This window comes from Streptomyces nanshensis, from assembly GCF_001751255.1.
In the GTDB taxonomy this organism is placed as follows: Bacteria; Actinomycetota; Actinomycetes; order Streptomycetales; family Streptomycetaceae; genus Streptomyces; species Streptomyces nanshensis_A.
On the sequence record NZ_LJGW01000238.1, the window covers coordinates 1 to 15572 of the forward strand.

Annotated in this window: 7 protein-coding genes; 2 read left to right on the forward strand and 5 right to left on the reverse strand. The window is 72.7% G+C overall.

Annotation, left to right across the window (positions count from 1 at the left end):
- The first annotated feature begins 138 nt into the window (after positions 1-138).
- The gene (locus tag AN218_RS13965; protein WP_070017167.1) at positions 139-1182 is read left to right on the forward strand and encodes a methyltransferase; all 1044 of its coding nucleotides are present in this window, start codon (positions 139-141) and stop codon (positions 1180-1182) included.
- 58 nt (positions 1183-1240) lie between these two features.
- Here the strand turns inward: AN218_RS13965 and AN218_RS13970 are convergent, their stop codons facing one another.
- Complete coding sequence (locus AN218_RS13970; protein WP_244900451.1) at positions 1241-1966, reverse strand: VC0807 family protein; 726 nt, start codon at positions 1964-1966, stop codon at positions 1241-1243.
- A gap of 218 nt (positions 1967-2184) precedes the next feature.
- On the opposite strand from AN218_RS13970, the gene AN218_RS13975 reads away from it, so the two are divergent.
- Positions 2185-4143, forward strand: a complete 1959-nt coding sequence (locus AN218_RS13975; protein ID WP_079132156.1) for an FAD-dependent monooxygenase — start codon at positions 2185-2187, stop codon at positions 4141-4143.
- 45 nt (positions 4144-4188) lie between these two features.
- On the opposite strand, the gene AN218_RS13980 is transcribed toward AN218_RS13975, so the two are convergent.
- The 4 genes from AN218_RS13980 to AN218_RS13995 all read right to left on the reverse strand — a co-directional run.
- On the reverse strand, positions 4189-5835 hold the full coding sequence (locus AN218_RS13980) for a carboxyl transferase domain-containing protein (RefSeq protein ID WP_079132157.1): 1647 nt from the start codon (positions 5833-5835) through the stop codon (positions 4189-4191).
- 29 nt (positions 5836-5864) lie between these two features.
- A complete protein-coding gene (locus AN218_RS13985) occupies positions 5865-7097 on the reverse strand; it encodes a cytochrome P450 (RefSeq protein WP_070017169.1) in 1233 nt (410 codons plus the stop codon).
- A 65-nt stretch (positions 7098-7162) separates the two neighbouring features.
- Complete coding sequence (locus AN218_RS13990; RefSeq protein ID WP_070017170.1) at positions 7163-12577, reverse strand: SDR family NAD(P)-dependent oxidoreductase; 5415 nt, start codon at positions 12575-12577, stop codon at positions 7163-7165.
- A 19-nt stretch (positions 12578-12596) separates the two neighbouring features.
- On the reverse strand, positions 12597-15572 hold a 2976-nt coding region (locus tag AN218_RS13995), incomplete at its 5' end, for a type I polyketide synthase (protein WP_141747573.1).

Consider the following 15572-nt stretch of genomic DNA (forward strand, 5'->3'; position numbering starts at 1 on the left):
AGCCCGGCCCGCAGGCACACCACCCAGAACCACCACCGCCACCCCGATGTAGGGATTCCACTAACAAGCCCGGCCATAGCCTCAACCGGGCAACACAGCGGGGTCCATGGACCGTCACAGCACGCGGGAGAAGAGTTGATGACGAACGCCGAGTCGGGGCCGTCGCAGTTGCCGCTCTTGCAACTCACCAACGGCTTCATGAGTTTCAAGACCTTCGCGGCCGGGGTCGAACTGAACGTGTTCACGAAGCTCGAAGGCGGGCGTGCCGTGACAGTTGAGGAGTTCGCCGAGCTGATCGGCCTCGAACTGCGGCCCGCGGACATCCTCCTCACGGCGCTCACCTCCATCGAACTGCTGGAGAAGGAGGGAGACAGGTACCGCAACGCGCCCGTCTCGGAGGCCTATCTGGTCGAGGGGCGTCCGTACTTCTTCGGCGGCTACCTGCAGTTCTACAACCACGCGATGTATCCGGGCTGGCAGCACGTCGTGCAGTCGCTGCGCACGAACCGGCCGATGTTCGTCGACTCCGACAAGCAGGACAGCGTCTTCGCCTCCGACGAGGACCGCTTCCTGATGGACTTCTTCTGGAACGCGATGCATGCGCTCGCCGGTTACACGGCGCGAGCGCTCAGAGAGGTCTACGACTTCTCGCAGCACCGCCGGCTGCTGGACGTCGGCGGCGGCTCCGGGGGCTTCCCCATCGAACTGTGCCGCAGCGCAGAGGGTCTTGAGGCGTCGGTCTACGAACTCCCGCACGTGTGCGACATCGTGCGGGAGAAGGTCGCGGCGGCCGGTATGCAGCACGCCGTCACGGCGGTGCCCGGTGATTTCACGGCCGACCCCCAACTACCGGGCGGCCACGACGTGATGCTGCTCAGCCAGGTGCTGCACTGCGGTGACGAGGCGGCCAACCGCGAGCTGCTCAAGAAGTGCTGGGACGCCCTGGAGCCCGGCGGGACGGTCCTCGTGTGCGAGCTGCTGGTGAACGCGGACCGCACCGGGCCGTCGACGGCGGCCCTGATGGGGATGAACATGCTGCTGTCCCACCCGGGAGGCCAGAACTACTCCGAGGCCGACTACGCGTCCTGGCTCACCGACGCGGGCTTCGCGGACCCGTACGTGGTGCGGTTCGAGGCAGCGGGGGCCAACGGGGCCGTGGTCGCCCGCAAGCCCGCCGCGTAGCGCTCCGGGCAGGGCCCGGCCGTTCTCGGCCGGCGGGCTTGCGGCGCGCCGTGGTTCGCTATCGGCGCCGTGCGCCGGCCTCCGCGGCGGGGGCACCGGCTTCCGCGGTGATCATCTTCTCCATGGGTTTGGTGGCGAGGGGTCCCGAGACCGCGACGGCGACCGCCACGCACACGCCGAGGATCACCGTGCCGAACCAGACCATGAAGTCCACGGGCAGCGTGTAAGCGCCGATGACGCGCAGCACGCACTCGGTGAGCAGCGCAAGGCCCCACACCACCGAGTAGCGGCGCTCCGCCGTCTTGAACCGGTCCGACGACGCGGACAGCCGGCCCCACGCGGAGCCGCGTTCCGCGTCGCCCCGTACCAGCCAGGGCCGCAGCGCCGCCGACATCAGCGGCGTACCGCGCAGCGTGGAGACGAGCACGACGATGCTCAGTGCGGCGGTGGCGCCGCTGTCCTTGGCGAGCATCAGCCGGGCGTCACCCGTCCACAGGCTCAGCACCAGCCCGACGAGGGTGACGACCAGGACGGCGAGGGCGAAGCGGTTGGTGCTGCGCCGCACGAAGATGCTCCAGGATGTGCGGACCGCCGGCATCACGCTGCTCCACGCCAGGGAAGCCATGACGCTCAGGCCGACGCCCTTGCTGAGCACGTAGTAGCAGGTGATCGGCACGCCCACGTCCAGCAGGAGACCGAAGATGCCGGCGAGAGGCGACTCCTCGCCGTTGCGCCGCTCGCCCGCCGGGGACTGCTCATCGGGGCGGTCGGTCTGTTCGCTCATGTACTCCCCTTCGTCAGGAGGACGGCGGCACGGGCGGTCAGTACACAGCAACGCGTGCCGGAAATTCCCTAGTTGCCCAACTCCCGGGGACGGCCGTCGCGTCCGCCCGTATGCCTGCCCGCTCCGGGCGGAGCGCAGCCGGACGGCGCACGAGACTGAGCGATCACCTAGTGCCCCGCGCCGTACGCTCACGGGCACGTCCCCAATGAGGAGGCCCCGTGTCCGACTCGGCCGTTCCCCCTGCCCCTGCGGATGCCGCCGTAGACGTTCCCGTGCTGATCGCCGGAGGGGGCTGCGCGGGGCTGACCGCGTCGATGCTGCTGTCCCAACTGGGCGTCGAAACGTGGCTGGCGTGCGCATCGCAGGACACCTCCGTGCTGCCGAAGGCGCACGTGCTGAGTCAGCGCACCATGGAGATCTTCCGTGACGTGGCGCTGGCGGAGAGCGTGTACGAGCTGAGCACGCCACCGCAGAACATGTCTCACGCCGGCTGGTACGCGGGGCTGGCGGGCGACCGCGAAGAGTACGGGCGCCGGTGCGGAAAGATCGAGGCGTGGGGTGCGGGAGGGGCGAACCCGGCGTGGGCGGCGGCCAGCGCGTGCCGTCCGGCGAACCTGCCGCAGATCCGGCTGGAGCCGCTGATGCGGCGGCGCGCGGAGGAACTGGCCCCCGGCGGCGTCCACTTCGGGCACGAGCTGACGGGTTTCGAGGAGGACGAGGACGGGGTGACCGCCACCGTCGTGGACCGTGCCCGTGGCGCCTCTTACCGGGTCCGGTCCAGGTATCTGCTGGCCTGTGACGGAGGGCGGCTCATCGGGCCGTCCCTGGGAGTCGGCGTGGAGGGCGCCGACGACATTGCGCGCATGGTCTCCATCCATTTCTCGGCCGACCTGTCGGAGCTGCTGGAGGACGACGAAGTCCTGGTGCGCTGGCTGTGGTTGCCCGAGTCCGGCGTGGGCGTCTCGCTGGTGCCGATGGGGCCCGACAACTGGGGCCGGCGTTCCGAGGAGTGGGTGGTACACCTCAACGACTCGGAAGAGGCCGTGGCGTCACTCGACGACGAAGCGGTGGTCGCGGAGCTGCGCGAGTCGCTGGGTCTGCATGACCACGAGCTGTCCGTCCACCGGATCACCCGCTGGCGTCTGGAGGGCGTCGTCGCCGAACGCTACCGCTTGGGGCGGGTGTTCCTGCTCGGCGACGCCGCGCACCGCCATCCCCCCACGGGCGGCTTCGGCCTCAACTCGGCGGTGCAGGACGCCCACAACCTCGCCTGGAAGCTCGCGGCGGTGCTGCACGGGCGCGCCGGGGAGGGCCTGCTGGACACCTACGAGGACGAGCGCAAGCGCATCGCGGCGCGGAACGTGCAGCACGCGGTGAACAACGCCGTCAGCCATCTGCTGGCCGTGCAGGCCATGGGGATGGGTCCCGGCAGCGACCCGGAAGCCAACTGGGCCGCCCTGCACCGCCTTTGGGGAGACGGAAACGGCGAGAGCCGGGGAGAGGACGCCGCGGGAGACGCCGGGGAGAACACGGCCTTCCGCGTGCAGGCGAACCGCGCCATCGCCAGCCAGTCCATGGAGTTCGACGCGCTCGGGCTGGACTACGGCTACACCTACGAGGTGTCCACCGCGGTGGTCGCCGACGGTACGCCCGAGCCCGCCAACCCCGACCCCGTGCGCATCTACCGGCCGGGCACCCGCCCCGGCGCGCCCCTGCCGCACGCGTGGCTGGAGCGCTCGGGGGGCGCGCGGCTGCCGGTGGCGGACCTGGTGCGGCCGGGTGCGTTCCTGGTGATCGCCGGGGAGGAGGGCGAGGAGTGGGTCGCGGCGGCGAAGAAGACCGCCGAGTCGCTGGACGTCCCCGTGGAGGCGGTGCGCGTCGGCCATCTCGACGGCGACTTCCTGGACCCCCGCTCGACGTGGGTCGCCCACCGGGGCATCGGGCCGCGCGGTGCGGTGCTGGTCCGCCCGGACAGGTTCGTCGCGTGGCGTTCGCCGGAAGGCGTGGAGGACGCGGTGGGCGCACTGACCGACGCCCTCGTCCGCGTACTGGACCGGGCGGACGGTGGGTCGATGCGGGACGCCGCCGACGATGCACCGGGTCACAGCGCGGAGGCGGAGGCTGAGGCGGGGACCGAGGGGCCGGATTCCGGGGCGGGCGCGGGGTCGGCGCAGTAGTACACGGACGGTCCCGGCGTCGCGTCCTGTCACAGCGGCGGGTTGTCACAGCGGCGGGTTGCCGTGCTTGCGGTCGGGAAGGCCGGCGTGCTTCGTGCGCAGCATCTCCAGGGCGTCGATCAGTGCCGCCCGGGTTCCGGCGGGGTCGATGACGTCGTCGACGAGGCCCCGTTCGGCAGCGTGGCAGGGGTGCATCAGCTCTTCCTCGTAACGCTTGGCGCACTCGGCGCGGGTCGCCGCCGGGTCCGCGGCCTCCTCGATCTCCTCGCGGCAGACGACGTCCACGGCGCTGCCGGCTCCCGTCACGGCGATCTCGTTGTACGGCCAGGCGAGCGTGACGTCGGCGCCGATGGACTGGCTGTCCATGACGATGTAGCCGCCGCCGTATGCCTTGCGGAGGATCACCGAGACCCGCGGGACCGTGGCGTTGCAGTACGCGTAGAGCAGTTTCGCGCCGTGCCGGAGGATGCCGCCGCGTTCCTGGGCGCTGCCGGGCAGGAAGCCGGGCACGTCGACGAGGGTGACGAGGGGGATGTTGAAGGCGTCGCAGGTCTGAACGAAGCGGGCGGCCTTCTCGGCTGCGTGGATGTCGAGTGAACCGGCAAGCACCGACGGCTGGTTGGCGACGAGGCCGACGACGTCGCCGTCCAGCCGTGCCAAGGCGCAGATCACGTTGGCGGCCCAGGGGGCGTGTACCTCGAACCAGTCGCCGTCGTCGACGAGTTCCTCGATGACCGCCCGCATGTCGTAGGGCAGCCGGGGATCGGCGGGCACCAGGTCCAGCAGCCGCGGGGACCGGCGGCCGGGAGCGTCGTCCGGCACCTCGCGGGGCGGCAGTGCGCGGTTGTTGGCGGGCAGCAGGCTCAGCAGGCGGCGTACGTCGGCGAGGCAGCTCTCCTCGTCGTCGTGGACGAACTGGGCGACGCCGCTTGTCTCTCCGTGGACGTGGGCGCCGCCCAGGCCCTCGGCGGTGACGTCCTCCCCGGTGAGGGTCCGCACCGTCTCCGGGCCTGTCACGTACATGCGGGAGACGCCGCGGACCATGAACACGAAGTCGCTGAGGGCCGGAGCGTAGGCCGCTCCTCCGGCGCACGCGCCGAGGACGACGCTGATCTGCGGGATCATCCCCGACGACCGCACCTGGCGGCGGAAGACGCCGCCGTATCCGGCCAGCGCCGTCCCGCCCTCCTGTATCCGGGCGGCCCCACCGTCGCTGATGTCGACCAGTGGCGCGCCGGCGGACAGGGCGAGGTCCATGAGGCGGTGGATCTTCGCCGCGTGCGCCTCGCCGAGTGAGCCGCCGAGACAGCGGACGTCGTGGGCCCGGACGAAGACAGGACGCCCCTCCACGGTGCCGTGTCCGGTGACGACTCCGTCGGTCCGGGGACGCTCGTCCTCCATGCCGAAGCCGGTGGCCCGGTGGCGCCGCAACGGCTCCAACTCCTGGAAGGAGCCCGCGTCCAGCAGCAGGTCGAGACGTTCGCGCACCGTCAGCTTGCCGCGTGCGTGCTGGGCGCGGGCGGCGCCCTCGTCCGGGCCGTCCGGCACCTGCCGGACGTCGCCCGCGGACGCCGCGGCGCGGGCCTGCTCCGTCCGCCGCTCGTCAGGCTGCCCGGGGTGCTGCCCGCGGCGCGGTGCGTCCGGGCTCTCGTACTCCGCTCGCCGGCCGCGGACGTCGTCCACTGCGGTCATGGCAGGATCCCCTCCGACAGCCGGAACGGCTACCAGGTCATGGGCAGTTCGGCGAGGCCGCCGGCCAGGCGGCCTCCGGGGTGCGGGCGCAGCTCCTCCTGCGGTACGGCCAGGCGAAGCCCCGGCAGCCGGTCGAAGAGCTTCGTGTACGCGGACTGGAGAAGGATCCGCACCAGCGGCGCCCCGGTGCAGTGCCGCATGCCGTGCCCGAAGGTGAAGTGGGGGTTCGGGGTGCGGCCGACGTCGAACTCGCCGGGGCGGTCGAAGACCCGGGGGTCGAAGTTGGCGAGGGAGAAGTCGAGGAGCACCAGGTCTCCGGTGCGGATCGTCTCCCCGCCGATCTCGATGTCCTCGTGGGCGTAGCGGGGCAGGACGGGGCTGCCCACGGTGGCGCGCAGCACCTCGTCGACGGCGCGGGCCATGATCTCGGGGTCGTCCATCGCCGCCGCGCGCTGCTTCGGGTTGGTGGCCAGCAGCAGCGTCCCGAAGTCGATGTGGCTGGCGACCCCGGCGAGGCCGGTGAAGAGCAACGTCACGGTGTGCAGGCCGATTTCGTCGTCGCTGAGCCCCGACTCGATGAAGCGGGAGATGACGTCGTCGGTGGGTTCGCCGCGTTTGCGTGCGCCGATGCGGGCGGCGTAGCCGAAGAGGGCGGCCATTCCGTGGTCGTCCCCAGAGGCGTCCTGCCCCCCTCGCTCCTGGCCGTCCGGGGCGCCACCGTCGCCGCGGTCGACTTCCCGGGCTCCGTCCATGCGGGCCAGCAGCTCCTCGCGGTCCTCCGGCGGGATGCCGATCATGTCGCACAGGGCCTGCTGCGAGTACGGCATGGAGAAGTCGGCGTGCAGGTCGGCGGGACGGCCCTTGTCGAGGATGGCGTCGATACGCTGCTCGGCGATGGCGTCGACCCTGCTGCGGTGGTCCAGTACCTTCCGGGCGGCGAAGCTCTGCGTGTAGAGGACCCTCTTGGCTTCGTGGGACTCGCGCTCCTCCTGCGGGTCCGCGTCGGTGATGAGCATGTCCAGCATCGGGTTGCGGATGTAGCGGGGCGCGTTCTCGGGGTCGGCGTGCGTACGGGCCAGCCTGTCGTCTTGGAGCAGGGCCTTGACCTCGGCGTGACGGGTGATGATCCACCCCTCGTCACCGGCGGGGGTGCGTATGCGGCAGACGGGCGCCTTGGCCTGAAGGTCCAGACGCAACTGCGAGAGCGTGAGAATGGCGGGCTGTTCGGCTTCGAGCGTGGGCAGTTCGGCTGCGTCGGTCATGGGTCGAGCCTCCTGGGGTCGGTGCGTGGTGGCCGAGCCGGGGCGAGCGGTCCGCGGGGCCGCCGTCACCGTCCGGACCGGGCGAGGGTGCCGAGCCAGTCCTCGATGACGTCGGCGGTCATGGCCGAGTCCTCCTTGACCATGGCCATGTGGTCGGTCGCCACGACGCGGACGTCGTCGGCGGGCACCGAGACGGGAGGGGCCGAGGAAGCGGAGGACGTCTCGAAGTCGGTGCCGTCCACTTCCTTGCCGCAGCGGACGAGCAGCTTGGGCACGCTGGTCTCCAGACCGATGTCGGTCATCTTGATGAACCAGTGCGCCATCGCGGACAGCTTGGCGCTGTTCATGCTGACGGCCGGCGAGTCCATGGTGTTGAAGTAGTTGGTGGTGACGGCGTCGAAGTCCATGCCTTCGTGGCTGTCGTAGCGGAGGCTGAGGGTGTCGAGCATGACGACGGCTTCGGGCCGCACGTCCCACGCCTCCTCCAGCACGGCGGCGGCGAAGTAGGCGAGGGTGCCGCCCGAGGAGTGGCCGACCAGCACGAAAGGCTCGCCGTCGCTGGCGTGCAGGATGGACTCGGCGACGACGCGGGCCGCGGCCTCGGTGGTCGCGGGAAGCATCTCGCCCTCTGCGAAGCCGACGAGCGGCAGGGCCGACACGTGCCGCTTACCGCGGAGTTGGGCCGCCATGCGGGCGTACATGTGCACACCGGCCGTCGCCCCGGGGGCACTGATGCAGATCAGCCGTGGGGTGGCGCCGCCGTCGGCGAGTGTGACGGCCGCGGGCAGTTCCTCCAGTTCGGCCGGCGTCTCGAACGTCGGCCGCAGCGCCGCCACCGTCTTGAGCATGCGGAGCCCTTCGAGGACTTTCCCGGAACGTACGGACTCGGTGAACAGCCCTTGCAGGGTGTCGCCGTGGTGGGCCGCGGGCGCCGCGGACCGGCCGGGCGCAGCCCCTCCCCCGCCGTGTGCGAGGTGTTCGGGCAGCTCGTCCAGCAGCCATCGCGCAAGCCGCGCCGGGGTCTTGGTGTCGAAGACGACGGACGTGGGGGGCCGCACGCCGAGAACTTCGGAGAGCTGGTTGCGCAGCTCGACGGCGATCAGCGAGTCGAATCCGAGCTCGAGGAAGTCCCGTTCGGGTTCGATGCCGTCGGAGGACGAGTGGCCGAGCAGCACTGCGGCAGTGCTCACGATGAGGTCCCGCAGCGCGGCCTCCTGTTCGGCGGCGTCCAGCCCGGCGAGCCGGTCCAGCATGGTGACGCCCGAGGTCTGCGTGGCCGCGGCGCCCGTGCCGCCCCCGTCGGAGACGACGCCGCGCAGCAGCGGCGGCACGCCCTGCCGCCGCTGGGCCTCCGTGTTGAGGTGCAGCGGTGCCAGTACGGCGTCTTCGCGGGTGAGCGCGAGCTCGAAACAGGCCATGCCCTGCCGGGTCGTCAGCGGCGGCATGCCGGAGCGGGCGATGCGTTCCATCGCGGCGTCGCTGAGGGCGCCGGTCATGCCGCCTGCTTCGGCCCACGGGCCCCAGGCCAGGGACACCGCGGGGAGTCCGTCGGCGCGGCGGTGCGCGGCGAGGGCGTCCAGGAAGGTGTTGGCAGCGGCGTAGTTGCCCTGTCCGGCGGCGCCGAGGAGGCCCGCGACGGAGGAGTACAGGACGAAGGCGGCCAGGTCGCTGCCGCGGGTGGCGTGGTGCAGGTTCCAGGCGGCGTCGACTTTGGGCCGGAGCACGTCGGCCAGACGCCGCGGGGTGAGGGAGGCGACGAGTCCGTCGTCGAGGACGCCCGCGGCGTGCACGACGGCGGTCAGGGGGTGTTCGGCGCCGACGCGGGAGAGCAGCGCGTCCACGTCGGCGGGATCGGCGGCGTCGCAGGCCGCGAGTGTCACCTCGGCGCCCGCGGCGGCGAGTTCGGCGCGCAGTTCCTCTGCGCCGGGGGCCTGCGGGCCGCGCCGCGAGGCCAGCAGGAGGTGCTTCACGCCGCGTTCGGACGCGAGGTGCCTGGCGAGTTCCGCGCCGAGTCCGCCGGTGCCGCCGGTGATCAGCACGGTGCCGTCGGGGTTCCACTGTGGGGGCTGGACCCCGTCGTCAACGGCCGGTTCGGCCAGGCGCGGCACGTGCACCGTGCCGTCACGCACCATCAGGTGCGGTTCGTCGAGGGAGAGGAGGGACGGCAGCAGTGCGCCGGAGAGTTCGGCGCCGTCCATGTCGACCAGCAGGAAGCGTCCCGGGTTCTCCGACTGGGCCGAGCGCACCAGGCCGCAGGCGGCGGCGGCCGCGACGTCGGTGACCTTCTCCCCGTCGGCGGCGAAGGCCCCGCCGGTGACGAAGACGAGGCGTGAGCCGGCGAACCGCTGCTCCTCCACGGCCTCCTGGACGAGAGCGAGGGCGCGGGCGGCGAGTTCGTGTGCGGAGGCGGGCACGTCCTCGTCCCGCCGGCCCACCAGCGGCACGAGGAAGACGTCGGGCACGGCGCCGCCGTCGACCATGGCCCCGGCGAGTGTCTCCCCGTAGGCGGTGACGCTCTGTCCGGCGCTGTGCAGCAGGTGGGCGAGGTCGAACTCGTCGGCGCCGATGACGGCCCACCGGGCGGACGCCGCGGCGGGCGCGGACGAGGGCGCGGGCGTCCACTCCACTCCGTAGACGGTGGGTTCCTGCGCCCAGGGCGGACGGGGGGCCGTGGCCGCGGCGGCTCCTTCGGGGGGCGACGGCCAGTAGCGCTCACGCTGGAAGGGGTAGGTCGGCAGGTCCGTGAGCCGTGCTCCGGTGCCGGAGAACCAGGCGGACCAGTCGACGGGTGCGCCGGCGGTGTGCAGGCGGGCCAGGGCCGTCGCGGCGGCGGTCTCCTCCGGCTGGTCCTTGCGCAGCAGCGGAACGACGGGCACGGGGCGTGCGAGGTCCGCGGACTGCGCGCCGTCACCGCCGGACCGTTCGGTCTGCTCGGTTTCCGGCGTCCCGGCGCTGGACGTGCGGGTGCCGGACGTGCGGGTGCCGGAGGCGGCGGGTGCTTCGGCGTCCTCCAGGCTCTCCTGTGCCATGGGGGTGAGCGTCGCGGTGGGGCCCAGCTCCAGCAGTGCGCCCGCGCCGGCGCGCCGCAGGGCGCGGACGCCGTCGGCGAAGCGGACGGTCTCGCGCACGTGCCGCACCCAGTACTCGGGCGTGCGGACCTCTTCGCCGGCGAGGTCTCCGGTGAGGTTGGAGACGAGAGCCGACTCGCCCTCGTGGAAGGTGATCCGGGCCAGGGCCTGCCGGAAGTCCTCCAGCATCGGGTCCATCAGCGGCGAGTGGAAGGCGTGGGAGACCTGAAGCCGTGAGGTCCTGCGGCCACGGGACTCCACGGCGGCGGCGAGCCGGAGGACCGGTTCCTCCGCGCCGGCGACGACGAGGGACGCGGGACCGTTGACTGCGGCGATCTCCACTCCCTCACCGAGCAACGGCTGCACTTCCGCCTCGGTGGCCTGCACCGCGACCATGGCGCCGCCCGCGGGCAGCGCGCCCATCAGCCGTGCCCGCGCGGAGACCAGGGCACAGGCGTCCTCCAGGGAGAGCACTCCTGCGACGTGCGCGGCGGTGACCTCGCCGATCGAGTGGCCCGCGGCGAACCGGGGGGCGACACCGAGGGATTCGACGAGACGGTAGAGGGCGACGCCGGTGGCGAACAGCGCGGGCTGCGCCATGGCGGTGTCGTTCAGAGCCTCAGCGTCCTCACCCCACATCACCTCCCGCACGGGGCCGTCCAGGTGCTTCAGCGCGGCGTCCAGGGCCTCGGCGTACACGGGGAAACGCCTGTACAACTCCCGTCCCATACCGAGGCGTTGAGCGCCCTGGCCGGAGAAGAGCACGCCCACCGACGCTTCGGCGGACGCCACTCCCCGCGCGGCCTCCGCGATGCCGTGCTCGTCCGCGAGCAGCACCGCGCGGTGGGAGAACCGGGAGCGGGAGACGGCCAGCGAGTATCCGACGTCGAGGGCGGAGGCGGAGCCGTCGCGTATCTTCTCGCGGATGCGTCCCGACTGGTCGTCGAGGGCTCCGGCCGTCTTCCCCGAGACGGGCAGCGGGACGGGGCCGGTGTGCGCGAGAGGCGGCGGTGCGTCCTCCGTCTCCCCGGCATCGCCCGCGTCCGGGGCCTCTTCGACGATGAGGTGGGCGTTGGTGCCGCTGACGCCGAAGGAGGAGACGCCGGCGCGGCGAGGCTCGTCCGTACGGGGCCACGCGACGGATCCCGTCAGCAGCTCGACGGCGCCGGCGTCCCAATTCACGTGGGTCGACGGGGAGTTCACGTGCAGCGTGGGCGGCATCGTCTCGTTGCTGAGCGCCATGACCGACTTGATGACGCCTGCCGCTCCCGCGGCGGCCTGTGTGTGGCCGATGTTGGACTTCACCGCCCCCAGGTACAGCGGTTTCCTGCGGCTCTGCCCGTAGGTGGCGAGGAGGGCCTGTGCCTCGATGGGGTCGCCGAGTGTGGTGCCGGTGCCGTGCGCCTCGACGAGGTCGACGTCGGACGGGGCGAGGCCGGCGCTGCGCAGGGCGGCCCGGATGACTGCCTGCTGGGAGGGGCCGTTGGGGGCCGTGAGTCCGTTGGAGGCACCGTCCTGGTTGACGGCTCCGCCTCGCAGCACGGCCAGCACGGGATGCCCGTTGCGGCGCGCGTCCGAGAGGCGTTCGACGACGAGTACGCCGACGCCTTCGGACCAGCCGGTGCCGTCCGCGTCGTCGGAGAAGGCGCGACAGCGCCCGTCGGGCGACAGCCCGCCCTGGCGGGTGAAGCCGGCGAAGCCGGCCGCCGTCGACATGACGGTGACGCCTCCGGCCAGCGCGAGGGAGCACTCCTCGCCGCGCAGGGCCTGTGCGGCCAGGTGCAGGGCCACCAGCGAGGATGAGCAGGCGGTGTCCACGGTGACGGCCGGGCCCTGAAGGCCGAGGCTGTAGGAGACCCGGCCGGACAGGACACTCGCGGACGTGCCGGACCCGGCGTGCCCCTCGACGTCCTCCTGCGAGGCGAGCAGCAGGTGCCCGTAGTCCTGGCCGTTGGTGCCCGCGAAGACACCGGTGCGGGAGCCGCGGAGTGAGACGGGGTCGATGCCGCCGCGCTCGATCGCCTCCCAGGAGACCTCCAGCAGCAGCCGCTGCTGCGGGTCCATCGCGAGGGCCTCGCGGGGTGAGATGCCGAAGAAGCCGGGGTCGAACTCGCCCGCGTCGTAGAGGAATCCGCCCTGGAGGGTGGCGCTGTGGCCGCTGCCGTCACCGGCGAGGGCGCCCAGGTCCCAGCCCCGGTCGGAGGGGAAGTCGGAGACGGCGTCGCCACCGGCGGCCACCAGGTCCCACAGGTCCTCGGGGCTGCGGACGCCGCCGGGAAAGCGGCACGCCATGCCGACGACGGCCACCGGCTCGTGACGCCCGGCCTCCACTTCTTCGAGGCGCTGCCGGGTCTTGTGCAGATCCGCGGTGACCCACTTCAGGTACTCAACGAGCTGTTCTTCGTCCGGCATCGCCAGTGAACCTTCCTCATCAGCGGTCGGGGTCTGCGTTCGTGCGTCGTCCGAGCTCGTTGTCGATGAACGCCAGTACCTCGTTCGTGCTTGCGGACTGGATGCGCTCGGCCACCTCTGTCTCGGCGCCGTCGTCGGGGGCCGTGCCGCCGTAGCGGGCCAGGAGGTTCCGCAGCCGGGAGGCCACTCCCGCGGCGGCGAGGTCTTCGGGGTCGCCCTCGGCCAATGCGGCCTCAAGCCGGTCGAGTTCGGCCAGCGCGCCGCCGGACTCCCCTCCGTCGCCGAGGAGTTCGTCCGCGAGGTGCGCGGCGACGGCGGCGGGCGTCGGGTGGTCGAAGACCAGGGTCGCGGGCAGGTGTGCGCCGGTGGCGCCGCCCAGGCTGTTGCGCAGTTCCACCGCCGTCAGCGAGTCGAAGCCCATCTGCCGGAACTCCCGCTCCGCGTCGATGGATTCGGGCGAGGCATGCCCCAGCACTCCGGCCGCGTGGTGGCGCACCAGGTCCGTCAGGAAGCCGGCACGTTCGGATTTCCGCATGGCGCCGAGCCGCTGCGTCAGGTCGGCTCCGGCGGGACGGTCGCCTGCCGCCCGCCGTCCCTGCGGCACCAACAGGCGCAGTACCGCGGGGACTTGGCCCACGGCGGTACCGGTACGGGTACGCCGTGTGTCGAGACGCACCGGCACCAGGAGCGCGCCGCCGTGCGCCGTGGCCGCGTCGAAGAGTGCCAGGCCCTCCTCTGTGGTGAGGGGCGGCATGCCGGAGCGGCCCATGCGGCGCATGTCCTGCTCGGAGAGCGAACGGGTCAGACCACCCGCGCGTGCGCCGCCCGTCTCCTGCGCCCAGGGGCCCCAGGCGAGGGACTGGCCTGGCAGGCCGACGGCGGTGCGGTACTGGGCGAGGGCGTCCAAGAACGCGTTGGCGGCGGCGTAGTTGGCCTGACCCGCTGCGCCCATGACGCCGGCGACGGACGAATAGGTGACGAACGCCGCCAGTGGAAGACCGCGTGTGGCTTCGTGCAGGTTCCAGGCGCCGTCGACCTTCGGGCGGAGCACCGCGTCGAGGCGTTCCCCGGTCAGCGAGGGGACGACGCCGTCGTCGAGGACGCCCGCGGCGTGGACGACCACCGTCAGCGGATGCCGGGACGGCACGCCTGCCACGAGAGCGTCGACTGCGGTGCGGTCCGCGGTGTCGCAGGCTGTGACGGTGACGTCGGCGCCGTGGGCCGTCAACTCGGCCCGCAGGGCGAGCGCTTCGGGTGCGTCGGGGCCGCGCCGGGAGGCGAGCAGCAGATGCCGCGCGCCGCGTACGGCGACGAGGTGCCGGGCCAGTTCGGCCCCGAGTCCGCCGGTGCCGCCGGTGATCAGCACCGTGCCGTGGGGGTCCCACTCGGCGGTCGCGTCCTCGGCGTCCTCGGCGGCCTCGCCGGTTCCGGGTTCGGCGGGCTCTGCGGCGAACTCCTCGGCGGGCAGCCGGTCGAGACGTGCGACGCGTACGGTGCCCTCGCGCACCGCGACCTGGGTCTCCCCGGCGTCGAGCAGCGCGGGCAGGCGCGACAGGGCAGCGGCGGATTCCGCGGTGCCGTCGACGTCGACGAGGAGCAGACTTCCCGGGCTCTCCGCCTGGGCGGAGCGCACCAGCCCCCACACGGGCGCAGTCTGCGGTGCGGCGGCCGGGCCGGTGCGGGACGCCGCCGCGGGGCGTTCCGCACCGGTCGTGACGGCGCTGCGCGTGACGAACAGCAGCCGGGAGCGGACGAATCGGTCGTCCGCCAGCCACTCGCGCACCAACTCCAGTGCCCGTGCGGCGGATCGGTGCGCCGCACCGGCGACGTCGGCTCCGTCCTCCGCGGGCACCGGGACGGCCACGATGTCGGGGACCGCGCCGTCGGCACCGACCGCCTCGGACAGAGACGGCGCCGCTTCGGCCACGCTCTGCCCTCCGGCGGCCAGTGCCGCTGCCAGACCGAAGTCGTCCGGCCCTACGACGGCCCAGCGCTCGCCGGAAGCGGCGGGCGGGACGTCACCCTCGGGCACCTCGGGCCACTCCAGTCGCAGCAGCGATTCGCGCCGGGCCGAGGAGGGTGCGACCGCGGCGTGGCCGGCCTCCGGTACGGCCATGTCGACGGTGTCGGCTGTGATCACCGGCTCCCCGTCCTCGTCGAACGCCGCCAACGACAGGGTGTGCGGCCCGCTGCGGGTGAGGCGAACACGTAGCGCGGACGCGCCCGAGGCGTGCAGCGACAGCCCGTCGAACGCGACGGGCACGGCGTCCTCGCGGTCTTCCGCGGAGGCGTCGAACGCTTGAAGGGCGGCGTCGAGCAGCGCCGGGTGGAGCCCGTAGGCGCGTGCTTCGGGGGCGGGCGCGGGAAGTTCGGCTTCGGCGAAGATCTCGTCGCCGAGGCGCCATATGTCGCGCAGTCCCCGGAAGAGGGGGCCGCGGGAGACGCCGGCCTGTCCGGTGTCGTCGTACCAGCCGTCGAGGGAGACCGATTCGGCTCCCTCCGGCGGCCACCGCAGGGCCGGTGGCGCCGGGGGGTCGCCCGCGGAGGAGGTGACCACACATGTGGCGTTGCGGGTCCACGGACCGTCCTCGGCTGCCGCAGGCCGGGAGTGGAAGGTGACGGCGCGGCGCCCTTCGTCGTCAGGGGCCTCGACCCACACCTGGACGGTCGTGCCCTCGTGCGCGCCGAGTACCAGCGGCGTGGTCACGGTCAGCTCCGTGACGCGGTCGCAGCCGGCCTGGTCGGCGGCTCGGACGGCGAGCTCCACGAACCCGGCACCGGGCAGGGTCGCCGCGCCGTGCACCGTGTGGTCCGCGAGCCAGGGGAGGGTGGACGCCGACAGTCGTCCGGTCAGTACGACGGCATCAGAACCGGCGACGGGCATCGCCGCGCCCAGGAGCGGGTGTTCGGCCGGTACGAGACCCAGGGCGCCCGCGTCACCCCGAGCCGGGGAAGCCGTGGGCCAGTAGCGTTCGTGTTGGAAGGGGTAGGTCGG